At 64.8% G+C, this 24,155-nt stretch carries 27 protein-coding genes and 1 riboswitch; of the genes, 19 read left to right on the top strand and 8 right to left on the bottom strand.

The window, feature by feature from the left end; all coding sequences use genetic code 11:
• Nucleotides 1–4 precede the first annotated feature (4 nt).
• Nucleotides 5–164, bottom strand: a riboswitch (FMN riboswitch).
• Between the two features lie 405 nt (nt 165–569).
• Nucleotides 570–1,070 carry a type III secretion system chaperone family protein gene (locus tag FXB38_RS12280; RefSeq protein WP_148751121.1) on the top strand — a complete coding sequence of 167 codons (501 nt, stop codon included), beginning with the start codon at nt 570–572 and terminating at the stop codon, nt 1,068–1,070.
• Between the two features lie 215 nt (nt 1,071–1,285).
• On the top strand, nt 1,286–2,125 hold the full coding sequence (gene proC / locus FXB38_RS12275; protein ID WP_148751120.1) for a pyrroline-5-carboxylate reductase: 840 nt from the start codon (nt 1,286–1,288) through the stop codon (nt 2,123–2,125).
• A 14-nt stretch (nt 2,126–2,139) separates the two neighbouring features.
• Here proC and FXB38_RS12270 read toward each other — a convergent pair whose 3' ends face one another.
• From FXB38_RS12270 to FXB38_RS12255, 4 genes are all read right to left on the bottom strand, one after another.
• Nucleotides 2,140–2,532, bottom strand: a complete 393-nt coding sequence (locus tag FXB38_RS12270) for a thioesterase family protein (protein ID WP_148751119.1) — start codon at nt 2,530–2,532, stop codon at nt 2,140–2,142.
• A 112-nt stretch (nt 2,533–2,644) separates the two neighbouring features.
• Nucleotides 2,645–2,848, bottom strand: a complete 204-nt coding sequence (locus FXB38_RS12265; RefSeq protein WP_008144861.1) for a tautomerase family protein — start codon at nt 2,846–2,848, stop codon at nt 2,645–2,647.
• A gap of 121 nt (nt 2,849–2,969) precedes the next feature.
• On the bottom strand, nt 2,970–4,469 hold the full coding sequence (gene hisS, locus FXB38_RS12260; protein WP_148751118.1) for a histidine--tRNA ligase: 1,500 nt from the start codon (nt 4,467–4,469) through the stop codon (nt 2,970–2,972).
• A 188-nt stretch (nt 4,470–4,657) separates the two neighbouring features.
• Nucleotides 4,658–5,740 (bottom strand): branched-chain amino acid aminotransferase, encoded by a 1,083-nt coding sequence (locus tag FXB38_RS12255; protein WP_148751117.1) that lies wholly within the window; start codon nt 5,738–5,740, stop codon nt 4,658–4,660.
• A 338-nt stretch (nt 5,741–6,078) separates the two neighbouring features.
• On the opposite strand from FXB38_RS12255, the gene FXB38_RS12250 reads away from it, so the two are divergent.
• From FXB38_RS12250 to FXB38_RS12240, 3 genes are read left to right on the top strand one after another with little or no spacing between them, the layout of a single operon-like run.
• Nucleotides 6,079–6,621 carry a MarR family winged helix-turn-helix transcriptional regulator gene (locus FXB38_RS12250; protein WP_187434824.1) on the top strand — a complete coding sequence of 181 codons (543 nt, stop codon included), beginning with the start codon at nt 6,079–6,081 and terminating at the stop codon, nt 6,619–6,621.
• The gene (locus FXB38_RS12245; RefSeq protein ID WP_148751115.1) at nt 6,618–7,349 is read left to right on the top strand and encodes a response regulator; all 732 of its coding nucleotides are present in this window, start codon (nt 6,618–6,620) and stop codon (nt 7,347–7,349) included. The genes FXB38_RS12250 and FXB38_RS12245 overlap by 4 nt, the downstream gene beginning before the upstream one ends.
• Nucleotides 7,350–7,368: 19 nt before the next feature.
• Entirely contained in the window at nt 7,369–8,757 is a 1,389-nt protein-coding gene (locus tag FXB38_RS12240) for an ATP-binding protein (protein WP_148751114.1), read from the top strand.
• A gap of 17 nt (nt 8,758–8,774) precedes the next feature.
• Here FXB38_RS12240 and FXB38_RS12235 read toward each other — a convergent pair whose 3' ends face one another.
• Both FXB38_RS12235 and FXB38_RS12230 read right to left on the bottom strand, forming a co-directional pair.
• A complete protein-coding gene (locus FXB38_RS12235; RefSeq protein ID WP_148751113.1) occupies nt 8,775–9,305 on the bottom strand; it encodes a DUF3617 domain-containing protein in 531 nt (176 codons plus the stop codon).
• A gap of 53 nt (nt 9,306–9,358) precedes the next feature.
• Complete coding sequence (locus FXB38_RS12230) at nt 9,359–9,652, bottom strand: hypothetical protein (RefSeq protein ID WP_148751112.1); 294 nt, start codon at nt 9,650–9,652, stop codon at nt 9,359–9,361.
• 182 nt (nt 9,653–9,834) lie between these two features.
• On the opposite strand from FXB38_RS12230, the gene FXB38_RS12225 reads away from it, so the two are divergent.
• From FXB38_RS12225 to FXB38_RS12210, 4 genes are all read left to right on the top strand, one after another.
• Entirely contained in the window at nt 9,835–10,299 is a 465-nt protein-coding gene (locus FXB38_RS12225) for a hypothetical protein (protein WP_148751111.1), read from the top strand.
• Between the two features lie 119 nt (nt 10,300–10,418).
• A complete protein-coding gene (locus FXB38_RS12220; RefSeq protein ID WP_148751110.1) occupies nt 10,419–11,120 on the top strand; it encodes a ribonuclease T2 family protein in 702 nt (233 codons plus the stop codon).
• Nucleotides 11,121–11,173: 53 nt separating this feature from the next.
• Nucleotides 11,174–12,040, top strand: coding sequence for a 23S rRNA (adenine(2030)-N(6))-methyltransferase RlmJ (locus FXB38_RS12215; RefSeq protein WP_148751109.1), 867 nt, complete (start codon nt 11,174–11,176; stop codon nt 12,038–12,040).
• Nucleotides 12,041–12,292: 252 nt separating this feature from the next.
• Nucleotides 12,293–12,508, top strand: coding sequence for a cold-shock protein (locus FXB38_RS12210; protein ID WP_027534220.1), 216 nt, complete (start codon nt 12,293–12,295; stop codon nt 12,506–12,508).
• 86 nt (nt 12,509–12,594) lie between these two features.
• Here the strand turns inward: FXB38_RS12210 and FXB38_RS12205 are convergent, their stop codons facing one another.
• Nucleotides 12,595–13,218, bottom strand: a complete 624-nt coding sequence (locus tag FXB38_RS12205; RefSeq protein WP_148751108.1) for an outer membrane protein — start codon at nt 13,216–13,218, stop codon at nt 12,595–12,597.
• A 252-nt stretch (nt 13,219–13,470) separates the two neighbouring features.
• Here FXB38_RS12205 and uvrC point away from each other — a divergent pair, with 252 nt between their 5' ends.
• The 9 genes from uvrC to FXB38_RS12160 all read left to right on the top strand — a co-directional run bounded on the left by uvrC (nt 13,471) and on the right by FXB38_RS12160 (nt 22,256).
• Complete coding sequence (gene uvrC, locus FXB38_RS12200; protein ID WP_148751107.1) at nt 13,471–15,543, top strand: excinuclease ABC subunit UvrC; 2,073 nt, start codon at nt 13,471–13,473, stop codon at nt 15,541–15,543.
• Between the two features lie 100 nt (nt 15,544–15,643).
• Nucleotides 15,644–16,261: a CDP-diacylglycerol--glycerol-3-phosphate 3-phosphatidyltransferase gene (pgsA, locus tag FXB38_RS12195; protein ID WP_148751106.1), complete on the top strand. Its 618-nt coding sequence runs from the start codon at nt 15,644–15,646 to the stop codon at nt 16,259–16,261.
• Nucleotides 16,258–16,509 (top strand): molybdopterin converting factor subunit 1, encoded by a 252-nt coding sequence (gene moaD / locus FXB38_RS12190; RefSeq protein ID WP_148751105.1) that lies wholly within the window; start codon nt 16,258–16,260, stop codon nt 16,507–16,509. The genes pgsA and moaD overlap by 4 nt, the downstream gene beginning before the upstream one ends.
• A 3-nt stretch (nt 16,510–16,512) precedes the next feature.
• Nucleotides 16,513–16,995: a molybdenum cofactor biosynthesis protein MoaE gene (locus tag FXB38_RS12185; protein ID WP_148751104.1), complete on the top strand. Its 483-nt coding sequence runs from the start codon at nt 16,513–16,515 to the stop codon at nt 16,993–16,995.
• Nucleotides 16,995–17,954 carry a 50S ribosomal protein L3 N(5)-glutamine methyltransferase gene (prmB, locus tag FXB38_RS12180; RefSeq protein ID WP_148751103.1) on the top strand — a complete coding sequence of 320 codons (960 nt, stop codon included), beginning with the start codon at nt 16,995–16,997 and terminating at the stop codon, nt 17,952–17,954. Before FXB38_RS12185 ends, prmB begins: the two co-directional genes overlap by 1 nt.
• 78 nt (nt 17,955–18,032) lie before the next feature.
• Complete coding sequence (locus FXB38_RS12175) at nt 18,033–18,620, top strand: phage holin family protein (RefSeq protein WP_148751102.1); 588 nt, start codon at nt 18,033–18,035, stop codon at nt 18,618–18,620.
• On the top strand, nt 18,620–19,750 hold the full coding sequence (locus tag FXB38_RS12170) for a YihY/virulence factor BrkB family protein (protein ID WP_148751101.1): 1,131 nt from the start codon (nt 18,620–18,622) through the stop codon (nt 19,748–19,750). Before FXB38_RS12175 ends, FXB38_RS12170 begins: the two co-directional genes overlap by 1 nt.
• Before the next feature lie 151 nt (nt 19,751–19,901).
• Nucleotides 19,902–21,386: an EAL domain-containing protein gene (locus FXB38_RS12165; RefSeq protein WP_148751100.1), complete on the top strand. Its 1,485-nt coding sequence runs from the start codon at nt 19,902–19,904 to the stop codon at nt 21,384–21,386.
• 15 nt (nt 21,387–21,401) lie between these two features.
• Complete coding sequence (locus FXB38_RS12160) at nt 21,402–22,256, top strand: TIGR01459 family HAD-type hydrolase (RefSeq protein WP_148751099.1); 855 nt, start codon at nt 21,402–21,404, stop codon at nt 22,254–22,256.
• Nucleotides 22,257–22,397: 141 nt separating this feature from the next.
• On the opposite strand, the gene FXB38_RS12155 is transcribed toward FXB38_RS12160, so the two are convergent.
• Nucleotides 22,398–22,793 (bottom strand): response regulator, encoded by a 396-nt coding sequence (locus FXB38_RS12155; RefSeq protein ID WP_007596883.1) that lies wholly within the window; start codon nt 22,791–22,793, stop codon nt 22,398–22,400.
• 227 nt (nt 22,794–23,020) lie between these two features.
• Here FXB38_RS12155 and FXB38_RS12150 point away from each other — a divergent pair, with 227 nt between their 5' ends.
• On the top strand, nt 23,021–23,992 hold the full coding sequence (locus tag FXB38_RS12150) for a bifunctional riboflavin kinase/FAD synthetase (protein ID WP_148751098.1): 972 nt from the start codon (nt 23,021–23,023) through the stop codon (nt 23,990–23,992).
• Nucleotides 23,993–24,155 lie beyond the last annotated feature (163 nt).

Below are 24,155 nucleotides of genomic sequence, written 5' to 3'. Positions count from 1 at the left end.
CACCGACCGTTCTCTTTCATCCGGACTTTAACCGTCGGCTTCGGAATTGCACCGAATCTGCTGACCCTTCCCTTTGGACAAAAACCTTGGGGAAGGCGCTCGCGGGCTTAGGCCTTTCGACCCTTACCGCCGGTGGGGACTTTCACCCCGCCCTGAGAACATCGGCCGCTCGGGATTGAGCGACCTGAGGGAAATATGACGCCGGTCCGGCGCCGCAGCAACTGTGTTCCGCATGGGAAAACCGCATGGTCCCATGCCGCCCATGGCGGACTGGCCCTCGCGGGGCGGAATTAACGGTACGCGGTCCGGGAGTCCGATTCCGGTTTGTTCCTTTCGTTAATAATTGTGGCCGAGATGAGCTGTGGACGAACGAGTCCTGGCTTGTGGACGGACTCGGCAGCCGGTTGCGCAGATTCCGCAAATCACATCAGCTGATCCGCGACAAGCCCGCGCTGATCCCGAGATCGCGAGAGCGACTCCGAAGGGATCGCCTTAACGACATTAAGGGAGCGCGCCGGACCAACCGCGTGCGTATCAAAGACAACAAGAAGGCAAGAGGTCGAGACGGCATGTCCCTGCTCGAAGGCACCATCGATTCCAAAAGCCATCCGCTCGCGGTGGTCGAGGATATCGCTGCCAGCAACAACTGGCCGTTCGAACGTTCCGGCGAAGACGAGCTGACCATTGTCTCGAAGGGGCAATGGACCGACTACCAGATCTCGTTCACCTGGATGGGCGAGATCGAGGCGCTGCATCTGGCTTGCGCTTTCGACATGAAGATTCCTGTTGCACGCAGAGGCGAGGTGCAGCGGCTCGTCGCCGCGGTCAACGAGCAATTGTGGATCGGCCATTTCGACCTGTGGACCAACACCGGCATGATCATGCATCGCCAGGCGCTGGTGCTGCCGGGCGGCCTGACCGCCTCGACCGCGCAATGCGAAGCCATGCTCGCCGGCGCCATTCACGCCTGCGAACGCTATTTTCCGGCGTTCCAGTTCGTGGTGTGGGCTGGCAAGACGACCGCGCAGGCCATGGACGCCGCGATGTTCGATACGGCGGGTGAGGCGTAAGGCTGCAGAGTACGGTGAGGGACGGACAACTCCTTCATCGTCGTCCCGGACAATCGCAGCGAAGCGGAGCGCCGATCCGGGACCCATACCGCGTGATTTCGCTTGTGGCACGCGGCTTGTTGCCAACACCTCGATCCACTAGAACCACTCGTGGGATATGGGTCCCGGCCCCCCATGCGCAATTGCGCACTAGGCCGGGGACGACACCTTTGTTCATGGTGACCGCAGTGGCCAGCAACAGCACTCTCCAAAACATCACCGGAACCATCCTTCTCGCCGGCGCCGGCAAGATGGGCGGCGCGATGCTGACCGGATGGCTGGCGGGCGGGCTCGATCCGCGCCGCGTCGCGGTGGTCGAGCCGCACATCTCGCCCGAGATCAGCGCGCTGGCCGCCAAAGGCGTTGCGCTCAATCCCGACGCGAAGGCGGCGGGCCGCGTCGAGACGATCGTGGTCGCGGTGAAGCCGCAGATGTTCCGCGAGGCCGGCGCCAAGCTGAAATCGTTCGTCTCGGAAAACACCTCGGTGGTCTCGATCATGGCGGGAACCACGATTGCCTCGCTCGAGGAGGTCTGCGGCGGCGCCGTGGTGCGCGCGATGCCGAACACGCCGGCCGCGATCGGCCGCGGCATCACGGTGGCCGTTGCTGCGAAGAACGTCAGCGCCGCGCAGCGCGCGGTGGCCGATGCATTGCTGCGCGCCACCGGCTCGGTCGAATGGGTCGAGGATGAAAGCCTGATAGATGCCGTCACTGCCGTCTCCGGCTCCGGGCCCGCTTACGTGTTCCTGCTCACCGAAGAGCTCGCACGCGCCGGCGTCGAAGCTGGCCTGCCCGAGGCGCTGGCGACAAAGCTCGCGCGGGAAACGGTCGCGGGCTCCGGCGAGCTGCTGCATCAGTCGGATCTTCCCTCCAGCACGCTGCGCCAGAACGTCACCTCACCCGGCGGCACCACCGCCGCGGCGCTCGGCGTGCTGATGGGCGAGCCAGGCTTGCGCGATCTGATGATCCGCGCGATTGCGGCGGCGACGAAGCGGTCGAAGGAATTGGCGAAGTAGCGCAGCGTTTGCCGCTACGCTCCCAACCGCTTGTTGAACATCGCGACATTGACGAGCCCGCGCGCATGGCGGCCTTCGCCGAGCTTGCGCGTGCCCTCGAATGCCTCGACCTCGAAGCGGATGACGCGGCGCTCCACCGCGGTCACTTTCGCGGTGGTACGCACCGTCGCGCCGACGAGGGCAGCGGCGAGATGGCGGATATCGACCTCGGTACCGACAGTGACCCAGCCAGGCTGCAGCGCGGCGCGGATCGCATCGCCCGACGTCATCTCCATCTCCAGGATCATCATCGGCGTCGCATAGACCATCGGCATATCAGGCACGAAATGCCCAACCGTGCGCTCGGCCGGCACTACCAGCGTGCGCTCGGCGCTCATGCCGATTGTGATGAAGTCGCGTGCGTCCATGGGGCTTGCTCGTCATTCCGGGGTGCGCGAAGCGCGAACCCGGAATCCAGAAATTATCGATCGAGATTCCGGGTTCAGCCCCAAGGGGCTGCCCCGGAATGACGCTAACGCGTCACTTCTTCGCCGCCGCGGCGCGTTCCACAAAGGTCTTGCCGCCCTTCATCTTGTGGCGGAGCGGGGCTTCGTTGATCTGGATGACGACGGCATCGGCGTCGACGCCGAGATTCTTCACCAATGCCTGCGTGATGTCGCGCATCATGCCGGCCTTCTGCTCGTCGGTGCGGCCTTCGGCCATGCTGACGGTGATCTCAGGCATATTATCTCTCCCTCTCGCCTCTCCGTCATCGCCGGGCTTGTCCCGGCCATCCACGGACATCGCTATCAAACAAGACGTGGGTGCCCGGGACAAGCCCGGGCACGACGATCGAAACGAATGGCTAGCCCCAGCTGACGTCATGGCGCGCTAGCACCTCGCGCACTTTTGCGACGAGGTCGGCTTCGCTGCACGAGAACTGCGCGGGGCGCGTCTCGCGCCATTCCTGGTTGGAGGCGATGGCAGCGGCGGCCTTGGCGCCCTCGATCAGATCCTTGATCTGCAGCTCGCCGCGCGCCTTTTCATCCGAGCCCTGGATGACCACGCAGGGTGAGTTGCGGCGGTCGGCATATTTGAGCTGGTTGCCCATGTTCTTGGGATTGCCGAGATAGAGCTCGGCGCGGATGCCCGCGGTGCGCAAGCTTGCGACCATCTTCTGGTAGTCGGCGACGCGGTCGCGGTCGAACACGGTGACGACGACGGGGCCGACTTCGGGCCGCGTGTCGAGCTTGCCGAGCAGCGTCAGCGCGGCCTGGAGCCGCGACACGCCGATCGAGAAACCGGTCGCCGGCACCGGCTCGCCGCGGAAGCGCGAGACGAGGCCGTCGTAACGGCCGCCGCCGCCGACGGAGCCGAAGCGCACCGGGCGGCCCTTCTCGTCCTTGGTGTCGAGCAGCAGTTCGACCTCGTAGACGGGACCGGTGTAGTATTCCAGTCCGCGGACGACAGAGGGATCGACCTTGATGCGGTCCGGACCATAACCGGAAGCTTTCACAAGCCGCTCTATTTCCTCCAACTCTTCGCGGCCTTGTTGACCGACTTTGCTGTCACGCAGCCGCAAGTCAATCTGAGCAATTTTCTCGTCGGCATCATCAACTTGCTCGATGACACTCGTGACCAAGACAATATCAGCAGGCTTTAGTCCCGCGCCCTTTGTAAAGTCACCAGACTCGTCCTTTCGACCTTCACCTAGCAGTTGCTGGACTCCGGCAAGACCGAGCCGATCGAGCTTGTCGATCGCGCGCATAATCGTGAGCCACTGGCTATCGTCGGTAATCCCGAGCGCGTCGCGCACGCCGTCGAGCACCTTGCGGTTGTTCACCTTCACAACGTACTGGCCGCGCACAACGCCGAGCGCTTCCATCGTGTCCGCGGCCATCATGCAGATCTCGGCATCCGCCGCCGGCGTCGCCGATCCGACCGTATCGGCGTCAAACTGCATGAACTGGCGGAAGCGGCCGGGGCCTGGCTTCTCGTTGCGGAAGACGTAGCCGACGCGGTAGCTGCGATAGGGGAGGACCAGGCCGTCGGTGCCGTAGCGCTCGCCGACATAGCGCGCGAGCGGCGCGGTCAGATCGTAGCGCAAGCTGATCCACTGCTCGTCATCGTCCTGGAACGAGAACACGCCCTCGTTCGGGCGGTCCTGGTCGGGCAGGAATTTGCCGAGCGCGTCGGTGTATTCCATCGCCGGCGTCTCCACCGGCTCGAACCCGTAGAGCTCGTAGACGGCGCGGATCTTCTCGACCATCTCGCGCGTCGCCCGGATCGCGGCGGGATCGCGATCCTCAAGCCCGCGCGGCAGACGCGCCTTCAGTTTCTGGGGTTTTTTGGGTTTTTCGGCCATGCGGGCGTTTACCAGCCGACGTGCGATGCGGCAACTGCCGGCTAATGGTGTTCCCCGGATGCTGCGCAGCGCGCCGCCTCTTGGCGGCGTGGTGCGCTGCTGATCCGGGGTCCATCCGCGGCGGCATGGGTCCCGGCTCTGCGGCGCACCGCTGAAGAAGCGCTGCGCCGCGTCCGGGACACGAGATCTCAAATCACCTTCTTGATCCAGCTGTGCGGATCGTTGGTGCGACCGTACTGGATGTCGACGAGCTGCTTGCGCAGGCCCATGGCGACGGGGCCGGCGGCGCCGCTGCTGATCTCGAAATCGCCGCTCACCGAGCGCACCTTGCCGATCGGCGAGATCACGGCAGCGGTGCCGCAGGCGAAGGCTTCCTTCAGCTTGCCGCTCGCCGCATCCTTGCGCCACTGGTCGATCGAATACGGCTCCTCGCGCACGGTCTTGCCGGCATCGCGGGCGAGCGTGATGATGGAGTCGCGGGTGATGCCGGGCAGGATGGTGCCGAGCGGCGGCGTCGACAGCGAGCCGTCCTCGAACACGAAGAACACGTTCATGCCGCCGAGCTCCTCGATGTAGCGGCGCTCGATCGCGTCGAGGAACACCACCTGATCGCAGCCGTGCTGGATGGCTTCCGCCTGCGCACGCAGGCTCGCCGCGTAATTGCCGCCGCATTTGACGGCGCCGGTGCCGCCGACCGCGGCACGCGTGTAATTCTCGGAGACCCAGATCGAGACCGGCGCGGGGCCGCCCTTGAAATAGGAGCCGACCGGCGAAGCGATCACCGCAAAGATGTATTCGGACGACGGCTTGACGCCGAGGAAGGTTTCGCTCGCGATCATGAAGGGGCGCAGATAAAGACTGCCCTCGCCGCCCGGGATCCAGGCGCGGTCGATGCGCACGACCTGCTCGACCGCCTCGATGAAGACGTCCTCGGGGAGCTGCGCCATCGCCATGCGATCAGCGGAGTCCTTGAAGCGCCGCGCATTGGCGTCGGGACGAAACAGATTCACCCCGCCGTCATCGCGCTTGTAGGCCTTGAGGCCTTCAAAGATCTCCTGGGCGTAGTGCAGGACCGCGCCGGCCGGATCGATCTGGAAATTGGCGCGGGCCTCGACGCGCGCCTCATACCAGCCGCCCTTGGCCTGGTTGTAGCGGACCACCGCCATGTGGTCGGTGAAAACGCGTCCGAAGCCGGGATCGACCAGCTTGGCGACCCGGTCCTTCTCAGGCGTCGGATTGGATGCGGGCTGGATGTCGAATTTCATGCTCATGTCCTTGGCTCCCGCTGCCGGTGGCTGCGCTGTTCCGCCGTCCGCCTGCCCGTTCCGGGCCCGGCTGACTTGATGTGGTTTCTGGCCGAACCACCGCCAGCCTTGTTACGGCCGGTTTCCGTGGCCAGCATGTCGGTCGAGGACATGCTTTTGCGGAAGGCGGAAGTCCAGTATGTTTTGCCGAAATGCCGCTCGACAATCGCACGGTAGATCTGATCCGGCCGTTGCCGCCTGTCCGGCTCGCTCCGGCCGCCCTTGAAAATGCCACCCGACACGAGACGATCTAAAATTTCGTGTGGGCCAATCGTTTTGTAACATTGAACCCAAGATACGTCAATATGCCTGACATAAATTTCGCGACTCCCTCTCAAGACGCTGCCGAGCCACGGCCGGCGGCAGGCGAAGGAGGCAATTTGCGCTGGGATATCATCGAGCTGCTGTTCTTCGCCTATCGCGATTTCGTCGGCGACCCCGACCAGGAGCTGGAGGCTTTTGGCTTCGGCCGGGCCCATCACCGGGTCATGCACTTCGTTTATCGCTATCCCGGCCTGAAGGTCGCCGACCTGCTCGACGTCCTGCGCATCACAAAACAATCGCTCGGCCGCGTGCTCAAGCAGCTCCTGGACGAGGGCTACATCTTGCAGAAGACCGGCGACAATGACCGCCGCCAGCGGCTGCTCTATGCGACGCCGAAGGGCGAGGCACTGGTGCAGAAGCTCGCCGGCCTGCAGACCACGCGCATCACCAAGGCGCTCGCCGAGCTGGCGCCGCAGGATGCCGAGACCGTCAAGCGTTTCCTGCGCGCGATGATCGACCGCGACGATCCGGACAAGGTGCTCGAGACGATCTTCGCCACCAGCCATCAAGACGAAAAGGAGTGACCGTGCCGCTCGCTGCCACGCTCGCCCGTCCGCCGGTAGAACCGGCTGACGACGCCCCGCATCTTCTGCTGGTCGACGACGATCGCCGCATCCGCGATCTCTTGTCGCGCTTCCTCGCGGCCGAAGGCTATCGCGTCACCACCGCTTCAAGCGCGGGTGATGCGCGTTCAAAGCTTTTGGGCCTGCATTTCGACTTGCTCATCCTCGACGTCATGATGCCCGGCGAGACCGGCTTCGATCTCGCCCGCTTCATCCGCACGTCCTCTTCGGTCCCGATCGTGATGCTGACGGCGCGCCATGAAGCCGAGGCCCGCATCGAGGGTCTTCAGATCGGCGCCGACGATTACGTGGCAAAGCCGTTCGAGCCGCGTGAGCTGGCACTGCGCATCAACAACATCCTCAAGCGCGCCGCGCCGCCGGCGCAGGCCGTGACGGTCGAGAAGATCGCATTCGGTCCGTACGTCTACCATCTCGATCGCGGCGAGTTGCGCCAGGGTGAGGAGGTCATCCACCTGACCGACCGCGAGCGCGAGATGCTGCGGATTCTCTCGGAGACGCCGGGCGAGACCGTGCCACGCAGTGCGCTGACCGGCAATGGCAGTGTCAACGAGCGTGCCGTCGACGTGCAGATCAACCGCCTCAGGCGCAAGATCGAGACCGACCCCGCCAATCCGCTGTTCCTCCAGGCGGTGCGCGGCATCGGCTATCGGCTGGTAGCCTCGCCATAAAAGCAGTGAAGCACGACCGATGAGCACGATCGATACCGGCCTGACGCTGCTCAAGAGCGCCGCCGGACGCGTCTCTGCCGCCAATGGCTGGATGGGCAACGCGTTCAAGGGCTGGATGCCGACCGGCCTCTATGCCCGCGCACTGCTGATCATGATCGTGCCGATGGTGATCCTGCAATCGGTCGTCGCCTTCGTGTTCATGGAGCGGCACTGGAACACGGTGACGCGCCGGCTGTCGGCCGCGGTGGTGCAGGACATCGCCGGGCTGATCGACGTCTACAAGGGCTATCCGCAGGACAAGGACCGCGACCAGATCCGCCGCATCGCGCAGCAGCGCCTCGGTCTCGTCGTCGACTTCCTGCCGGCCGGCGACATGCCGCCGCCGGGACCAAAGCCGTTCTTCTCGCTGCTCGACCAGACGCTGTCGGTGCAGCTCGGCCGCCAGATCGGGCGCTCGTTCTGGATCGATACGGTCGGCCGCTCCAATCTCGTCGAGATCCGCATTCAGCTCGACGATGCCGTGATGCGCGTGTTCGCGCAGCGCAGTGCGGCTTATGCCTCGAACTCGGAAATCTTCCTGTTCTGGATGGTCGGGACATCGTCGATCCTGCTGATCGTGTCGGTGCTGTTCCTGCGCAACCAGATCAAGCCGATCCTGCGGCTTGCGGACGCCGCGGAAAGTTTCGGCAAGGGCCGCGAGGCGCCGAACTTCAGGCCGCGCGGCGCGCGCGAGGTGCGGCGCGCGGCGGGCGCCTTCCTCGAGATGAAGTCGCGCATCGAACGTGCGATGGAGCAGCGCACCGCGATGCTCGCCGGCGTCAGCCACGACCTGCGCACCATCCTCACCCGCTTCAAGCTCGAGCTGGCGCTGATCGGCGACAGCCCCGAGATGGAGGGCATGCGCAAGGACGTCGACGAGATGTCGATGATGCTGGAGGATTACCTTGCGTTCGCCCGCGGCGATTCCGGCGAGCAGTCGCAGCCGACCGACATGGCCCAGGCACTCGAGGAGCTGCGCAGCGATGCCGAACGCCACGGCCACATCGCGACCGTGACATTCAGCGGCCTGCCCGTGGTGACGGTGAAGCCGGCCTCATTCAAGCGCTGCCTCGCCAATCTCGTCACCAATGCCGCGCGCTACGGCAAGGCCATCGCCATCTCCGGCCAGCGCGATCACCGCTATCTCACCGTGACCGTCGACGACGACGGCCCCGGCATTCCCGTCCATCTGCGCGAGGAAGTGTTCAAGCCGTTCCTGCGGCTCGACAACGCCCGCAACCAGGACGAAGGCGGCACGGGCCTAGGCCTTGCCATCGCCCGCGACATTGCCCGCTCGCATGGCGGCGACATCACGCTCGGCGACAGCCCGATGGGCGGATTAAGGGCGAGCGTGCGGATTCCGGTGTAGCTGCAGCAGCCCCCCGCCTACTTCGGTAGCAGCGCTTTCAGCTTATCGACATCGCGGACGTTCATCTTGAAGCCGCCGGGCATCACGATGTCGCCGGGCTTCTGGTCCGGCTTGCAGGCGCCGAGCCATTTCGCTTCGAGCGTCATGGTGGAGTCACGCCCCGCGGCGCCGACCGCGCCACCTTGCGCATGCGACGAGGTCTTCACCGTGTAGGCCGAATTGAAATCGCCGGTGATCTCGGCGTGCGAAGTCGTGGACATGCCGGCGACGCTGCACTCGGAATCGCTGACATAGCCGGTCGCGGTCTTCTTGACGTCCTGCCTGGAGCAGGCCTGCTTGGCCATCGGCGAGATGTTGCTGTTCATCTCCTTGTCGACAGCCTCGTCGGTGCAGTGCTGCATGGTCATTTCCGGCATCGCCGAGCCGGTCCTAACCATCTTCAATTCCCAGAGACCGGCCTTGCGTACCGGCAAATCGTCGGCCGAGGCGTTAACCGCCGACAACCCGAGACAAGCGACTGATCCGAGCAAAGCAAGCTTGCGCGTCATGCGAGGGACTCCGGCTGAGATGTCGTGCGCAACCTCTGGCGTCCCGAAACGCCTCAGTAGAGCGTGCGGATCGGACGATCGGCGGCGCCATAAGGCACCCAGCGGCAGGCAAAGGAGAGGTAGCCGCCCTCGTAGGCCTGCACGGCGAGGAATTTCACCACCTTGCCGTAGCGCGCACAATGATCCACCGCGACCTGGCGCGCATCGGTCTGCGTCGCCATGGAATAGGCGATGATACCGCCGGTGTCGTTGCCCTTGAAGGGCGGCACCGGAAGGATGTCGGCGCGCGCCGACTGGCTCGCCATGATCCCCAAGGCAAGAAGGCCCGCGGCCGCAATGATTCGCATTCCCGTCACTCCGATTGGCTGGCAGCACTTTACGGTGCCGGACCGCCGGTGAAAAGAACGGATAGGCCGTTGGCTGCGACCTTATGGTCAACTCGTGGCCGAGTGTTGCCGCGCTGCACTTGACCTCTCCCGCCCTTCGCGTCACCGTCCTGCCTTCGCGGATCATGCTGTCTGGATTGCCCATGCGCGCCTCAACCTCCCTGAAATCGCTTCGCCTTGCCGCCGTTCTCGGCCTCATGTTCGGAGCGCTGTCGCTCGGTGAGGCAAGGGCCGCCAATCCGCTGGAGCTGAATTTCTGGCTGAGCGGGCCCCGTTATGACGGCAACGTCGCCGATTGCGAGAAGGCACTGCCGACGATCGCGAACCAGTTCTGGGAGAAGGAAAGCTCGTTCTGGAATTCGCCTTTGAAGATCGAGGGCTTTTCGGCCGTTCACGAGACCGCGTTCCGGCCCTGGGCGTCCGACAACATTCCGCGCCGCTACTGCACCGGCGAGGCCATGCTCAACGACGGCAAGATGCGCAGGGTGCACTTCTCGATCGTCGAGGACGGCGGCTTTGCCGGTTACGGCCAGGGCGTGGAATGGTGCGTGGTCGGGCTCGATCGCAACTGGGCCTACAATCCGGCCTGCCGCGCCGCCAAGCCTTAAGTCGAATATCCCTGATTCGAACCGATCCAGCCGCCGATCGACGGCCGCCTGAATTTTGTTCTTGAAATGTTCTTGTTGCCTGCTAGGCTTATTGCACAGTCTAGTTGAGGGACGTCGCCATGTTTCATTTTAGATTGCATTCGCTCTCCCGCCTTGTGATCTCATTGACCCTTGCCGCGGGGCTGATCGCGCTGGCCGGCGGCGCGAAGGCGCAGGACAAACGGCAGAACGCGCCGGGCGAGTTCGATTTCTATGTGCTGTCGCTATCCTGGTCACCGTCCTTCTGTGAGGAAGCGGCCGAGCGCGGCCGCGGCGGGGGGCGCTCGAATATCCAGTGCGAGGGACGGCCTTATTCCTTCGTGGTGCACGGGCTGTGGCCGCAATATGAGAACGGCTTTCCGGAATATTGCCAGCGGCCGTCGCCGCGGCTGAACCGCAACATCGTCTCCTCGATGCTCGATCTGATGCCGGCGCCGGGGCTGATCTTCAACGAATGGGACAAGCACGGCACCTGCTCGGGGCTGACCGACCGCAGCTACTTCGAGACGATCCGCAGGGCGCGCGCCGCGATCAAGATTCCGGCCGAATATCTCGATTTGTCGCAGGCCAAGACCGTGGCGCCGGGCGAGGTGGAAGAAGCCTTCGTCAAGGCCAATCCGGGCCTGAGCAACGCAGCCGTCTCGGTCACCTGCAACCGCACCCGGCTCTCCGAGGTCCGCATCTGCCTCAGCAAGGATTTGCAGTTCCGCGCCTGCGAAGAACTCGACCGCCGCGCCTGCCGCCGCGACCAGGTGACGATGCCGCCGATCAGGGGTGGGTAGTTCAGGCTGTCGTGCCTCTTTGCTCAAGCCATCGCGTGGCGTAGTGCTCTTGCATGAACTATCGTCACGCCTTTCACGCCGGCAACTTCGCCGATGTCATCAAGCACATCGTGCTGGCGCGCATCCTGACCTATTTGCAGGACAAGCCGGCCGCCTTCCGCGTCATCGACACCCATGCGGGTGCCGGCCTCTATGATCTCGACAGCGACGAGGCCCGCCGCAGCGGCGAGTGGCTGACGGGAATCGCGCGGCTGATGCAGGCGCGCCTTTCGAACGAGACCGTCGCGCTGACCAAGCCGTACATGGACATCGTCCGCGCCTTCAATCCGAAGGGCGAGCTCAAGGCCTATCCGGGCTCGCCCTTGATCGCGCGCGGCCTGATGCGGCCGCAAGATCGCCTCGTGGCCTGCGAGCTCGAGCCGAAGGCACGCAAGGCGCTGATCGGCGTGTTGCGGCGGGACGAACAGGCCCGCGTGGTCGATCTGGACGGCTGGATGGCGCTGCCCGCGTTCGTGCCGCCGAAGGAGCGGCGCGGGCTCGTGCTGATCGACCCGCCGTTTGAGACCAAAGACGAGTTCGAGAGACTGGGCGAGGCCTTCTCCACCGCTTATGCGAAATGGCCAACCGGTATCTATGTAATCTGGTATCCCGCCAAGAGCCGGCGCGCCACCGACGCGCTGGCGCAACTGGTGGCGCGGACCGCGGCTGCAGCAAAGACTCCGGGAAAATGTCTGCGGCTCGAATTCAGCGCCGCGCCGCAGATGGACGGCGCACCTCTCACGTCCGCCGGGCTGTTGATCGTCAATCCGCCCTATACGCTGCAGGGCGAGCTCAAGACGATCCTGCCCGAGCTGGAAATGCCGCTCGGCCAAGGCGGCGCTGCCAGATTCCGATTGGAAGTACCAAAGCCTTACCCCTAAAGCGCCGCCATTCTTGGGAAAAAGATGCAGTAGCGGTAGTCAATCTGCAAAGAACCGTATTATGCTGTTGGCGTGACTGGCTTTACGTTCCGCTTCCGCGAATGGTTGCGGCGGAGTGAAGGCCTAACAAAGATCCAGTCGGACCGAAGGGTCTGCCCAAGGATGGCCAGCTCTCCCGGGCTACGTGATGCCCGGTCATGTCGCGACGCGCGTCTGCGTTGCGACGGAGGAGCAATGAGGGGGAGTTTCCCGATGGCCAATACGGGAACGGTTAAGTTCTTCAACGGCGAGCGCGGCTACGGCTTCATCAAGCCGGACGACGGCGGTCGCGATGTCTTCGTTCACATCACCGCGGTTGAGCGGGCGGGACTGAAGGACCTTGCCGAAGGACAGCGTATCACATTCGAAGTCGAACCGGACAAGAAGGGGAAGGGGCCGAAGGCGGTCAATCTCGTGATCCTTTCGTAGCGGACCTGCCCCAAGAAGCCTGGCGCAAAAAAGTCCCGGCCGCGAGCGGCCGGGAGGCTCTAGTCCGGTATTTTCTTATTTGGCTATCAGAAGTGATAGTTCACGCCTGCGCGAACAACGCTGGCGCTATAGCCGTTTGACACGCCTGTAATTGCGAACTGGCTCGACGACAGATCGATGTAGAGATATTCGAGCTTCGCGCTCCAGTTCGGCGCGAAGCCGACTTCCGCGCCGACGCCAGCGGTCCAGCCGGCGGTGGTGTGCGATTCCGTCCAGCCGAAGGTCTGCGCGCGCAGCTCGCCGAAGGCGAGGCCGGCGGTGCCGTAGAACAGGATGTTGCTGAAGGCATAGCCGGCGCGACCACGCAGTGTGCCGAACCAGGGATTGGAGAACTTCCACGGCGCAAAAGTGTCGTCGGCGCCTGCGGCCTGGATGTCGCCCTCGACGCCGAACACCCACGGGCCGTTCTGGAAATTGTAGCCGGCTTGCACGCCGCCGACGAAGCCGGAGGGCTTCACGGGCGTGTTGCTCACCGAGCCCCATTCATAGCCGAGATTGGCGCCGAGATACGGGCCGGCCCAGCTGTAGCCATTGAGCGGCTGATTGACCGTGTAGGGCGCACGCTGCCCGTAACTGAGATCGGCGGCCCCTGCCGAAGCCGCCCAGCCGGCTGCAACCAACGCGGCTGCGCCCACAACGAGCCCCTTCATCGCACACTCCAACGCAACTGCCGCAACCGGGTGCGATGCCCGCGCCGCCGCGCAAGGCCAGACCGCATGGTTACGGAACCACCACTTTTTCGCGTAAGATTTATCGAGAGTTTTAAGTTAAAGGGCTGTTAAGACCCGTTACCGCGCTGTTAACAGACTTAAGGAAGCGTTACCGGGAGCTGCGCCTGCCATTCTGTGCGTGCGGCACGGCCGGAACTTCAAATCGGCTCCCCCAGCGCCTAAATTCGCACCATGGTTCACGATTCCACCGACGATCCGGACGACGCACGCGCGCGCAAATCGCCGCGAGTTGCGACCGCCGACGCCCCGCTCCAACAGCCCCAGGAGACGGCGCCGCCCGACCTCGATCCCGCCACCATGGGCGGCGACGACGAGGACGATGCACGGCTGCCCGACATTCTGGAAGAGAGCGGCGCGATCGGCGAGGAGCCGCTGGCGACCGGTCACGAGGCGATCGAGCGCGCGGTCCGGCTCGCGCCGACCTCGCCCGGCGTCTATCGCATGCTCAGCGCGAATGCCGACGTGCTCTACGTCGGCAAGGCCAAGAACGTCAAAAAGCGCCTGTCCAACTACGCCCGCCAGGGTGCCCCGCTGCCGGCGCGCATCCTGCGCATGATCGCGGCCACGGTGACCGTGGAGATCGTCTCGACCACAACCGAGACCGAGGCGCTGCTGCTGGAAGCCAACCTCATCAAGCAGCTGCGGCCGCGCTTCAACGTGCAGCTGCGCGACGACAAATCGTTTCCCTATATTCTGATCACCGGCGACCATTGGGCGCCGCAGATCCTGAAGCACCGCGGGGCACAGACCCGGCCCGGGCGCTATTTCGGCCCGTTCGCCTCCGCCGGCGCCGTCAACCGCACCATCACGGCCTTGCAGCGCGCATTCCTGATCCGCTCCTGCACGGATTCCTTCTTCGAGAGCCGCTCGCGGCCCTGCCTGCTCTACCAGATCCGCCGTTGCGCCGGCCCCTGCACCCGCGAGATCGACTTCGGAGGCTATACGACGCTGGTGCGCGAGGCGACCGACTTCCTGTCCGGCAAGAGCCAGGCGGTGAAGCAGGAGCTCGCAGGCGAGATGGAGAAGGCTTCCGGCGAGCTCGAATTCGAGAGCGCGGCGCTCTATCGTGACCGCCTCGCCGCGCTGTCGGCGATCCAGTCGCAGCAGGGCATCAATCCGCGCACGGTGGAGGAAGCCGACGTGTTCGCCATCCACCAGGAAGGCGGCTTCTCCTGCGTCGAAGTGTTCTTCTTCCGCACCGGCCAGAACTGGGGCAACCGCGCCTATTTCCCGCGCGCAGAGAAGACCTTTACGCCGGAGGAAGTGCTGGGGTCCTTCCTCGCCCAGTTCTACGACGACAAGCCGCCGCCGAAGACCATCCTGCTCTCGCATGACATCGAGGAGAGCGACCTGCTCGCCAACGCGCTGTCGATCAAGGCCGGCCACAAGATCGAGGTCACCACGCCCAAGCGCGGCGAGAAGAAGGAGCTCGTCACCCACGCGCTGACCAATGCGCGCGAAGCGCTCGGCCGCAAGCTCGCGGATACTGCGACCCAAAGCCGCCTGCTCGACGCCATGGCCACGACGCTGAGCCTGCCGCATGCGCCCAAGCGCATCGAGGTTTACGACAACAGCCACATCCAGGGCACCAACGCTGTCGGCGCCATGATCGTCGCCGGCCCGGACGGTTTTGTGAAAAACCAGTACCGCAAGTTCAACATCAAGTCCGAAGGGCTCACGCCCGGCGACGATTACGGCATGATGCGCGAGGTGCTGGAGCGCCGCTTCAAGCGCCTGATCAGCCCGCCCGAGGAGAGCGCTGCCAAGGTCAAGGACGACGATTTCCCGCAATGGCCCGATCTCGTGATCATCGACGGCGGCCGCGGCCAGCTCAACGCCGTCCGGGAGATCTTCACCAATCTCGGCCTGACCCAGGTGTCGCTGATGTCGGTCGCGAAGGGGCCGGACCGGGATGCCGGCCGCGAGACCCTGTTCATGCCGGAGCGCGAGGCGATCAAGCTGGAGCCGCGCGACCCCGTGCTCTATTTCATCCAGCGCCTGCGCGACGAGGCCCACCGCTTCGTCATCGGCTCGCACCGCAAGCTGCGCAAGAAGGACATTCGCGAGGCCGGTTTGCAGGAGATTCCGGGCATCGGCCCGTCACGCAAACGTGCCCTGCTGCACCATTTCGGAACCCTGAAGGAGATCGAACGCGCCTCGATCGCCGATCTCGGCAAGGTTCCTGGGGTGAGTGCCGAGAGCGCCCGCAGGATTTTCGACTATTTCCATCCCCAGCCGGGGTGAACTAAAGGGGCCGAAGCTATAGTCATATGGTCGTCGCATCCCGCGCCCCAATTGGGGGCGGACGGTTGACCTTCAGGCTGGAGCGGTATTGGTAGGACCGATGAACATCGCCACGACACGAGGGACGACCAGCCGCGCGATGTCCCTCCCGAACATCCTGACCTATGGCCGGATCGCCGCGATCCCGGTCGTGGTCGGATGCATCTATGCGCAGTCGATCATGGACTACCCGTTGTGGCTGCGCTGGGTCGCAGTCGCGATCTTCATCGGCGCCGCGGTGACGGACTATCTCGACGGCTATTACGCGCGGATCTGGAATCAGCAATCGGCGTTCGGCCGGATGCTCGACCCGATTGCCGACAAGCTGCTGGTCGCCTCCTGCCTCCTGATGCTGGCCGCCGATGGTATCATCCATGGCTGGTCGCTGTGGGCCGCCATCGTGATCCTGTGCCGCGAGATCCTGGTCTCGGGCCTGCGCGAATACCTCGCCGCGCTCCGTGTCAGCGTGCCCGTGACCAAGCTCGCCAAATGGAAGACCACGGTTCAGCTCGTCGCGATCGGCTTTCTGCTCGCCGGTCCGGCCGGCGACGAGGTCGTTCCTATGGTCTCGCTGATCGGCCTCGTCCTGCTATGGGCCTCGGCGATCCTGACCATGTACACGGGCTACGATTATTTCCGCGCCGGCATCCACCACCTCATCAAGGAGGACGAGGGATGAGGGTGAAGTACTTCGCCTGGGTGCGCGAGCGCGTCGGCAAGGCCGAGGAGACGATCGAGCCGCCCGCGACGGTACGCACCGTCGAGGAGCTGATCGCCTGGCTGTCCGGTCAAAGCGAGGCTTATGCCTATGCGTTCGAGAAGCCGAAGGTGATCCGCACCGCGATCGACCACGCCCACGTCAAGGCCGACGCCGCGATCGCTGGCGCCCGCGAGATCGCGTTCTTCCCGCCTATGACCGGCGGCTAGCCCATGACTCCCCCTATGACCAGCTGCCCCGTCACGATCCGCATCCAGCAAGACGATTTCGACATCGCGCGCGAGATCGCGGTCCTGACCGAGAGCCGCACCGATATCGGCGCGGTCGTCAGCTTCTCCGGCATCTGTCGCGCCGACGAGGACAGTTCGAAGATCGCGGCGCTCACGCTCGAGCATTATCCTGATATGGCGGAAGAAGAGATCAAGCGCCATGTCGACGAGGCGATCTCGCGCTGGCCGCTCAACGGCGTCACGGTCGTCCATCGCGTCGGGCGGTTCATGCCCGGCCAGAACATCGTGCTGGTGCTCACCGCCTCGCAACACCGCCGAGCGGCGTTTGAGGCGGCCGAGTTCCTGATGGATTATCTCAAGACCAGCGCACCGTTCTGGAAGAAGGAAGAGCGCGACACCGGCACCGGCTGGGTAGAGGCCCACGCCCGTGACGACGAGGCCGCCGCCCGCTGGACCCGATCCTGATGGCAAGAGCCGTGAGAAAGACCACGCGCGGCCGCGCTGCGCCAAAACTCACGAAGATCGGCCGCGGCGAGCTGCTCACGCTGATCGATTTCGTCCGCTATGCGGTCAGCCGCTTCGTCGAGGCGAAACTTGCCTTTGCCCATGGCACGACCGATCCGGTGGCGGAAGCCGTCTTCCTGGTCTGCGAAGCCCTGCACCTGCATCCCGACCAGTTCGAGATTTTTGGCCATGCGCGCGTCACCGCCGCTGAAGGCAAGACCCTGCTCGATCTCATCCATAAGCGCGTGACCACACGCAAACCGGCGGCCTACCTCGTCAACAAGATCTACATGCGCGGCCTGCCGTTCTATGTCGACGAGCGCGTCATCGTTCCGCGCTCCTTCATTGGCGAGCTCCTGGATTCGCATTTCGGCGGCGACGGCGAAGCGGGTTCGCTGATCGACGATCCCACGGCCGTCGAGCGCGTGCTCGATCTCTGCACGGGATCGGGATGTCTTGCGATCCTCACCGCATATCACTTTCCGAATGCCATGGTTGACGCCGTCGACATCTCCAAGGGCGCACTCGAAGTCGCGGCGCGCAATGTTGGGGAACATCGGCTGGATGAGCGGATCACGCTCCATCGGGGCGACCTGTTCGCGCCGCTGGGCGCCAACAAATACGACCTTATCATCACCAACCCGCCCTACGTCGACGCGGAAGGCATGGCGGCGCTGCCGCCGGAATGCCGGGCCGAGCCGAAGCTCGCCTTCGACGGTGGCGCCGACGGCCTCGACGTCGTCCGTCGCATCCTGCGCGATGCGCCAGACCATCTCACACCGGACGGCGGCCTGCTCTGCGAGATCGGCCGCGGTCGCGAGCTGGTCGACGAGGCTTTTCCGGAACTGCCCCTGCTCTGGCTCGACACGGAGGACTCCGAGGGCGAGGTGTTCTGGATCGCGGCCGCCGATCTCGGTTGATCGAGCACGCGGCGGAACAAGTCAAATTCCGCCACGTTCATCCCCCAACGAATTTACGCGCTCTCGGAGGATATCCGCATGCTCGCGCCATCGGGCGAATTGCTGCGCGCCGGCATGGCGCTGAAACTCAATCATCTCAAGCGCGCGGCGCGGTCGTATCTGCGTGACCGCACCAGCCAGACCACCGGACGCGTGACGTCCTACGCGGTCGCGGTGGGACTGTTCGTAGTGGCCGGGCTGTTCCTGATTGCGGCCTTCTTTGTCGGCCTGATCGCTCTCTACCGGTGGGTTGCGATCACCTATGGACAATTCTGGGGGTTTGGGGCCGTCGGGGCGGTGCTCTTGGTACTGGCCGTCGCCTGCGCCGGCGTCGCCATGGTGCAGATGAAGCGCAAGCCCAAGCCGATCGTGCCACTCGCCAGCCGGCTTCGAGTGGCGATTGCCACCCCGCGCATTCCGCGCGGAACCGTCAAGGAGGCGGTAAAGGAGGTCGCGACGACGATTCCCCTAGTGCCGCTCGCGCCGGGCGAACGCGGCAATGGCAGCAAACCCAGCTCCATCCACACCAACCGACCGGTGCAGCTTGGCCTGATGCTCGCGGCGATAGGTGTCTTGGGGTTCACTGCCGCGCGGCGAAGGCGGCACAGGCATGGATCGGACGCGTGATGCCCGCGCGGCGCTCCGAGCAGTTCGATAAGTGGCTGCTGATGGCAGCCAGTGCCGTGTTCGTGCTGAGCGCGGAACGGTATTTCAAGGAGTCTGGCCTGATCCGGTCGGGGCCGCCGCAGGACCACCGCCATAACGAGGCGAATTCGCCGGAGACGAGCGCCGGGCGTGCGGCCGCGCAGCCCGGACGCGGCCGTCGCTCCAACGATCCGTTCGCAATTCCTTGGGCCGGCTGGAAGGATATTTTCTGGCGCATCTATCAGCGCATCGATGAAGATCGCTTGCTCGCGACCGCGGGCGGCGTCGTCTTCTTCGGGTTGCTGGCGATCTTTCCGGCGATAACCGCGCTCGTCTCGTTCTACGGCCTGTTCGCCAATCCCTCGACGATCGCCGGCAACCTGCAGACCCTCGCGATGATGCTGCCCGAGGGTACGTTCCAGATCATCCAGGACCAGGTCGCCCGCGTGGTGTCCAAAGGCAATACAGCACTTGGGGCCACGTTCCTGTTCGGCCTTGTGCTTGCGCTCTGGAGCGCCAACGCCGGCGTCAAATCCGTCTTCGACGCGCTCAACGTCGCCTACGAGGAGCGTGAAAAGCGCAGCTTCATCCGCCTGAACCTGGTGTCGCTGGCCTTCACGGTCGGCGGCATCGCAGCGCTGCTGTTGATGGTGGGCGCCGTGGTCGCCTTCCCGCTCGCGCTGAACCATCTCGGGCTTGCGCCCGAAAGCAAGCTGGTCATCGCTCTCGCACGATGGCCGCTGCTGTTCGTCCTCCTGCTGGTAGCGCTTGCCATCCTCTACCGCTTCGCGCCCAGCCGGGATGCGCCGCGCTGGCAATGGCTGAGCCTCGGCGCAGTGACGGCCGCCATCCTCTGGATCGCCGGCTCGGCACTGTTGTCCTGGTACCTGTCCGAATTCGCCAACTACAGCGCGACGTACGGCTCGCTTGGCGCGGCGATCGGCCTGATGATGTGGATGTGGATGTCGGCCATCGTCATCATGTTCGGGGCCGAGCTGAACTCGGAGGTCGAGCGGCAGACCCTGCGCGATACGACCACCGGACGGCCCAAGCCGCTCGGCAGCCGCGACGCCGTTTCGGCCGACACGGTCGGCGCCGCCGCGCCGTCCTGACCCAGCACTCGCCGCGTGCGGCCGCTATCCCCTCGAATCAACAATGATGTTAGGGTCATGCATGCTTGGGAAGCATGAGGCGTGACGGGTGCGAATTGCGGCCCGTGTTTTCCCGGGTGGGGCAGTCAGATCTTGAGGCATAACGCGCGGCATGATTCGCATTTCGACGATCTTTATCGCCATCTGCATGGTTCTGGTCGCGGCCTCGCTCGGGCTCGTGCTCTACGCGGTCGCCGGCATCAGCGGAACCGAATCCGCGATCGTGGCCCTGACCGCGCTGACCTTCCTGATCCTCTACAACGCGGTCTCGATGCGGCTGCGCGACCGCAGTGACGTCGGCGGGCAGATCGCCGACCTGTCGCGCGGCACCGCCGATCTCGCCCGCCAGGTGGCCGAGTACGGCCGCCGGCTCGCCGCGATCGAGGGCCGTATCGCCTCGTCCAATTCGACCAATTCCGATCGTGTCCAGTCGGTGGTCGGCGAGATCAACGAGCTCGGCGGGCTGGTCAGGCAGCTTGCCGCCACCGTGTCGACCCATGAGGACCTGCTGGCCGGTCACGCGCCGCCGCCGGCCCCCGCTCCGGTCGCCAGGCTGGAGCCGGAAGCACCGATCGACCTGATGGCGCCCTTCGAGGAACGTGCGGCCGCTCCTCCGCCGCTTCCCGCACCGCCGCGGCCGCCGCCGCCGGCCGTCCAGACCCACACCGCCAATGCCGTTTCGACGGTCAATGGCCGCAACCAGACCCAGATGCTGGTGACGTTGCGCAACGCCATCGACGAGAACCGCATCGACATCTTCCTCCAGCCGATGGTGACGCTGCCGCAGCGCAAGGTCCGCTTCTACGAGGCCGTGACTCGGGTGCGCGACGAGCGCGACCAGCTGATTGCTGCGGAAGAGTTCATCAGCATCGCCGAGGTCTCGGGGCTGATCGGACGCATCGACAACATGGTGTTGTTGCGCTGTGTCCAGGTGTTGCGGCGGCTGATGGTGCGCAACAAGGATGTCGGCGTGTTCTGTAACGTCGCGGCTTCGACGCTCGGCAATTCCACCACCTTCGCGCAATGCCTCGACTTCCTCGAAGCCAACCGGGCGCTCGCGCCATCGCTGGTGCTGGAGTTCAAGCAGTCGACCTTCCGCGGCCTCGGCCCTGCAGAGACCGAGAATCTCGCGGCACTCGCGCAGCGCGGCTTCCGCTTCTCGATCGACCATGTCACCGACTTGCGGATCGAGCCGCGCGAGCTCGCCGACCGCGGCGTGCGCTTCATCAAGGTCCCGGCCTCGCTCCTGCTCGACCCCAAGCAGGCGTCGACCTCGGATATTCATCCCTCCGACCTGTCCGACCTGCTCGGCCGCTTCGGCATCGATTTGATCGCGGAGCGGATCGAGGGCGAGCGCGCGGTGATCGACTTGCTCGACTATGACGTGCGGTTCGGCCAGGGCTTTCTGTTCGCACCGCCCCGGCCATTGCGGCCCGAGGGGGCATCTGCTACCGGCGGGGCCGCGTCGAACCCGGCGCAGGACATTCAGGGATCCAATGGCTCCGGAACACCCAGCCCAGGCGCAACATCAGCTGCGGCGCCTGCCGCCCCGTCATCGCGCATCACCGGCAACGCGGCGCTGGCGCGCCGCATCTGATCGGCCGCACGCATCATGACCACGCTGCATTTCGCCCAAAGCCTGCGCGAGCTCGTGGGCGGGGTCGACGTCGTGCTCAGCGACATCTGGGGCGTGGTCCATAACGGGCTGGAATCCTTCCCCGAGGCCTGCGAGGCGCTGCACACCTATCGCAGCCGTGGCGGTACGGTGATCCTGATCACCAACGCGCCGCGCCCGGCCGCCTCCGTGCAGCGGCAACTGCGCAAGCTCGGTGTCGCCGACGAGACCTATGACGCAATCGTCTCCTCGGGCGATCTGACCCGGCACTATGTCGCCGAGCATCCCGGCCGCAAGATGTTCTGGCTCGGCCCCGAGCGCGACAACTCGATCTATCGCGGCCTCGATGCGAAAACCGCGCCGCTGGAAGAGGCCGACTACATCGTCTGCACCGGTCTCTATGACGACGAGACCGAGACCGCGGAAGATTATCGCGGCATGATGCTCAAGGCGCGCGAGCGCAAGCTGACGCTGATCTGCGCCAACCCCGACATCGTGGTCGAGCGCGGCGACCGGCTGATCTATTGTGCCGGCGCGATTGCCGAGCTGTATCGCGAGCTTGGCGGCGAGGTGATCTTCTACGGCAAGCCGCACCGACCGATCTACGAGCGCGCGATGGCGCTCGCCGGCGAACGCCAGGGGCATCCAATCGATCGGAAAAAGGTGCTGGCGATCGGCGATTCCGTCCGCACCGACCTGACCGGCGCACGTGAATTCGGCGTCGACTGCCTGTTCGTCACCCGCGGCATCCATGCCGAGGAGTTCGAGGGCCTCGACCAGCTCGACCCCAAGTCAGTGACGGAATTGTTCGGCCACCCGCCGAAGGCGCTGATGCGCGAATTGAAGTGGTAGGAACTATCGTGCCCCAGACGCAGCGCGAAGCGTTGCAGAGCCGGGGCCCAGAAGCCGCAAGTGATGCCGTGGATGGACTGGGTCCCGGCTCAGCGTCGCGTTACTAATGTAACGCGCCTTGTCCGGGACACCAAAGCGCGCTTACGCGCTCGCCATGTCCGGGAAGACCGCCTCGATCTTGGTCTTCAGCGTCGCCGCATTGAACGGCTTGACGATGTAGTTGTTCACGCCGGCCTTCTTGGCCGCGATCACGTTCTCGGTCTTCGATTCCGCCGTGATCATGATGAAAGGCGTGGTGGCGAGATTGGGATCTGCCCGCACTTCGCGGAGCAGGTCGTAACCCGTCATCGGCTCCATGTTCCAGTCGGAGATCACGAGCCCGTACTTCTTGCCGCGCATCTTGTTCAGAGCCGCCGAGCCGTCGCTGGCATCATCGATGTTCTCGAAGCCAAGCTGCTTCAGGAGATTCCTGATGATACGGATCATGGTGCTGTAATCGTCCACCACCAGAACCGACATCGACAAATCAACCGCCATCTCGACTCCCCCAACGCAAACCCAGGAAATATTACGATCGGACCTGCCGGCCGTAGCCCGCGGTTCCACGTTTCAAGCACTAGCACCAAGGCGTTAAACAGCGCGTTAACTGGGGCCGCACCCGCTGGATTGAAATCGCGTTCCGTGCGTCCGCCCCTCCGGCTTGACTTCGCCGGTCGGGTCAAGCCACGGTCCCGGCCGGTCCCGCCGGCTCGAGAATTCCTCTGATGGCCCCGCAATTTACCGTTATCCGCGATACCACGCCGGATTCTGCGATCCTGAAGGGGGCCGTGGTCGCCATGGGCAATTTCGACGGGGTTCATCTCGGCCACCGGGCCGTCATTGCCGCAGCCCTGGAGATGGGCCGGGCGCATGGCCGCCCTGCGCTGGCGCTGACCTTCGAGCCGCATCCGCGCCGATTCTTCAGCCCCAACACCCCGCAATTCCGCCTGACGGACGAACGCGCCAAGCTGCGGCTCCTGGCCGGGACCGGGCTTGCCGGTGCCGTGGTCATGACCTTCGACAAGGCCCGCGCCGGCACCAGTGCGCAAGACTTCATCCACCATGACCTGATCGGGCGCCTCGGCATCGGTGGCATCGCGGTCGGCTACGACTTCCATTTCGGCAAAGGCCGCGTCGGCTCGCCCGGCCTTTTGGTGAACGAGGCACCCCGGCTCGGCATCGAGGTCGACGTGCAGCCGCATGTCGATATCGACGAACGCCCGGTCTCCTCCAGCGCGATCCGGATCGCGCTCGCCGAGGGCCAGATCGACGAGGCCACCACCATGCTGGGCGCGCCCTGGTTCATCACTGGCGAGGTCATCCATGGCGAGAAGCGCGGCCGCGACCTCGGCTATCCCACCGCCAACATCCGGCTCGACGCCAATTGCGGCCTGAAGCACGGAATCTACGCCGTGCGGGTCGGCCGCGGGCCTGAGCGTCTGAGCGGGGTGGCGAGCTTCGGCCGTCGGCCGACCTTTGATAATGGCGCGCCGCTGCTCGAAATCTTCCTGTTCGACTTCAAGGGTGACCTTTACGGGCAGGTGCTGGACTGCGCCTTTATCGGCTTCATCCGCGAGGAGCTGAAATTCGACAGCCTGGAGGCCCTGATCCATCAGATGGACGACGATTCCGCCCGCGCTCGCGCCATGCTGGCCGCCGCCCCGGACGCGTTTCCGCGGCTCGGGACCGTCGATTGAGGGCCCAAAGCCGGCCCGCCGGACCTTTGCGCTTCCCTTAGCCCCCTGCTATGGAGAGCCCATGTTTGCGCGGCGCATCATAGGGATTAGCAGCCCGGCTTCCGCCTGAGCCTTCGGCTCGGCGCAAGACCGGGATTTTGTCGTTTCACCCCGCGATTCCGCA

It is taken from the genome of Bradyrhizobium cytisi, assembly GCF_008123515.1.
GTDB lineage: Bacteria > Pseudomonadota > Alphaproteobacteria > Rhizobiales > Xanthobacteraceae > Bradyrhizobium > Bradyrhizobium cytisi.
Note: the sequence above shows the minus strand (reverse complement) of the source record. Positions and strands in the feature narration are given on the sequence as shown.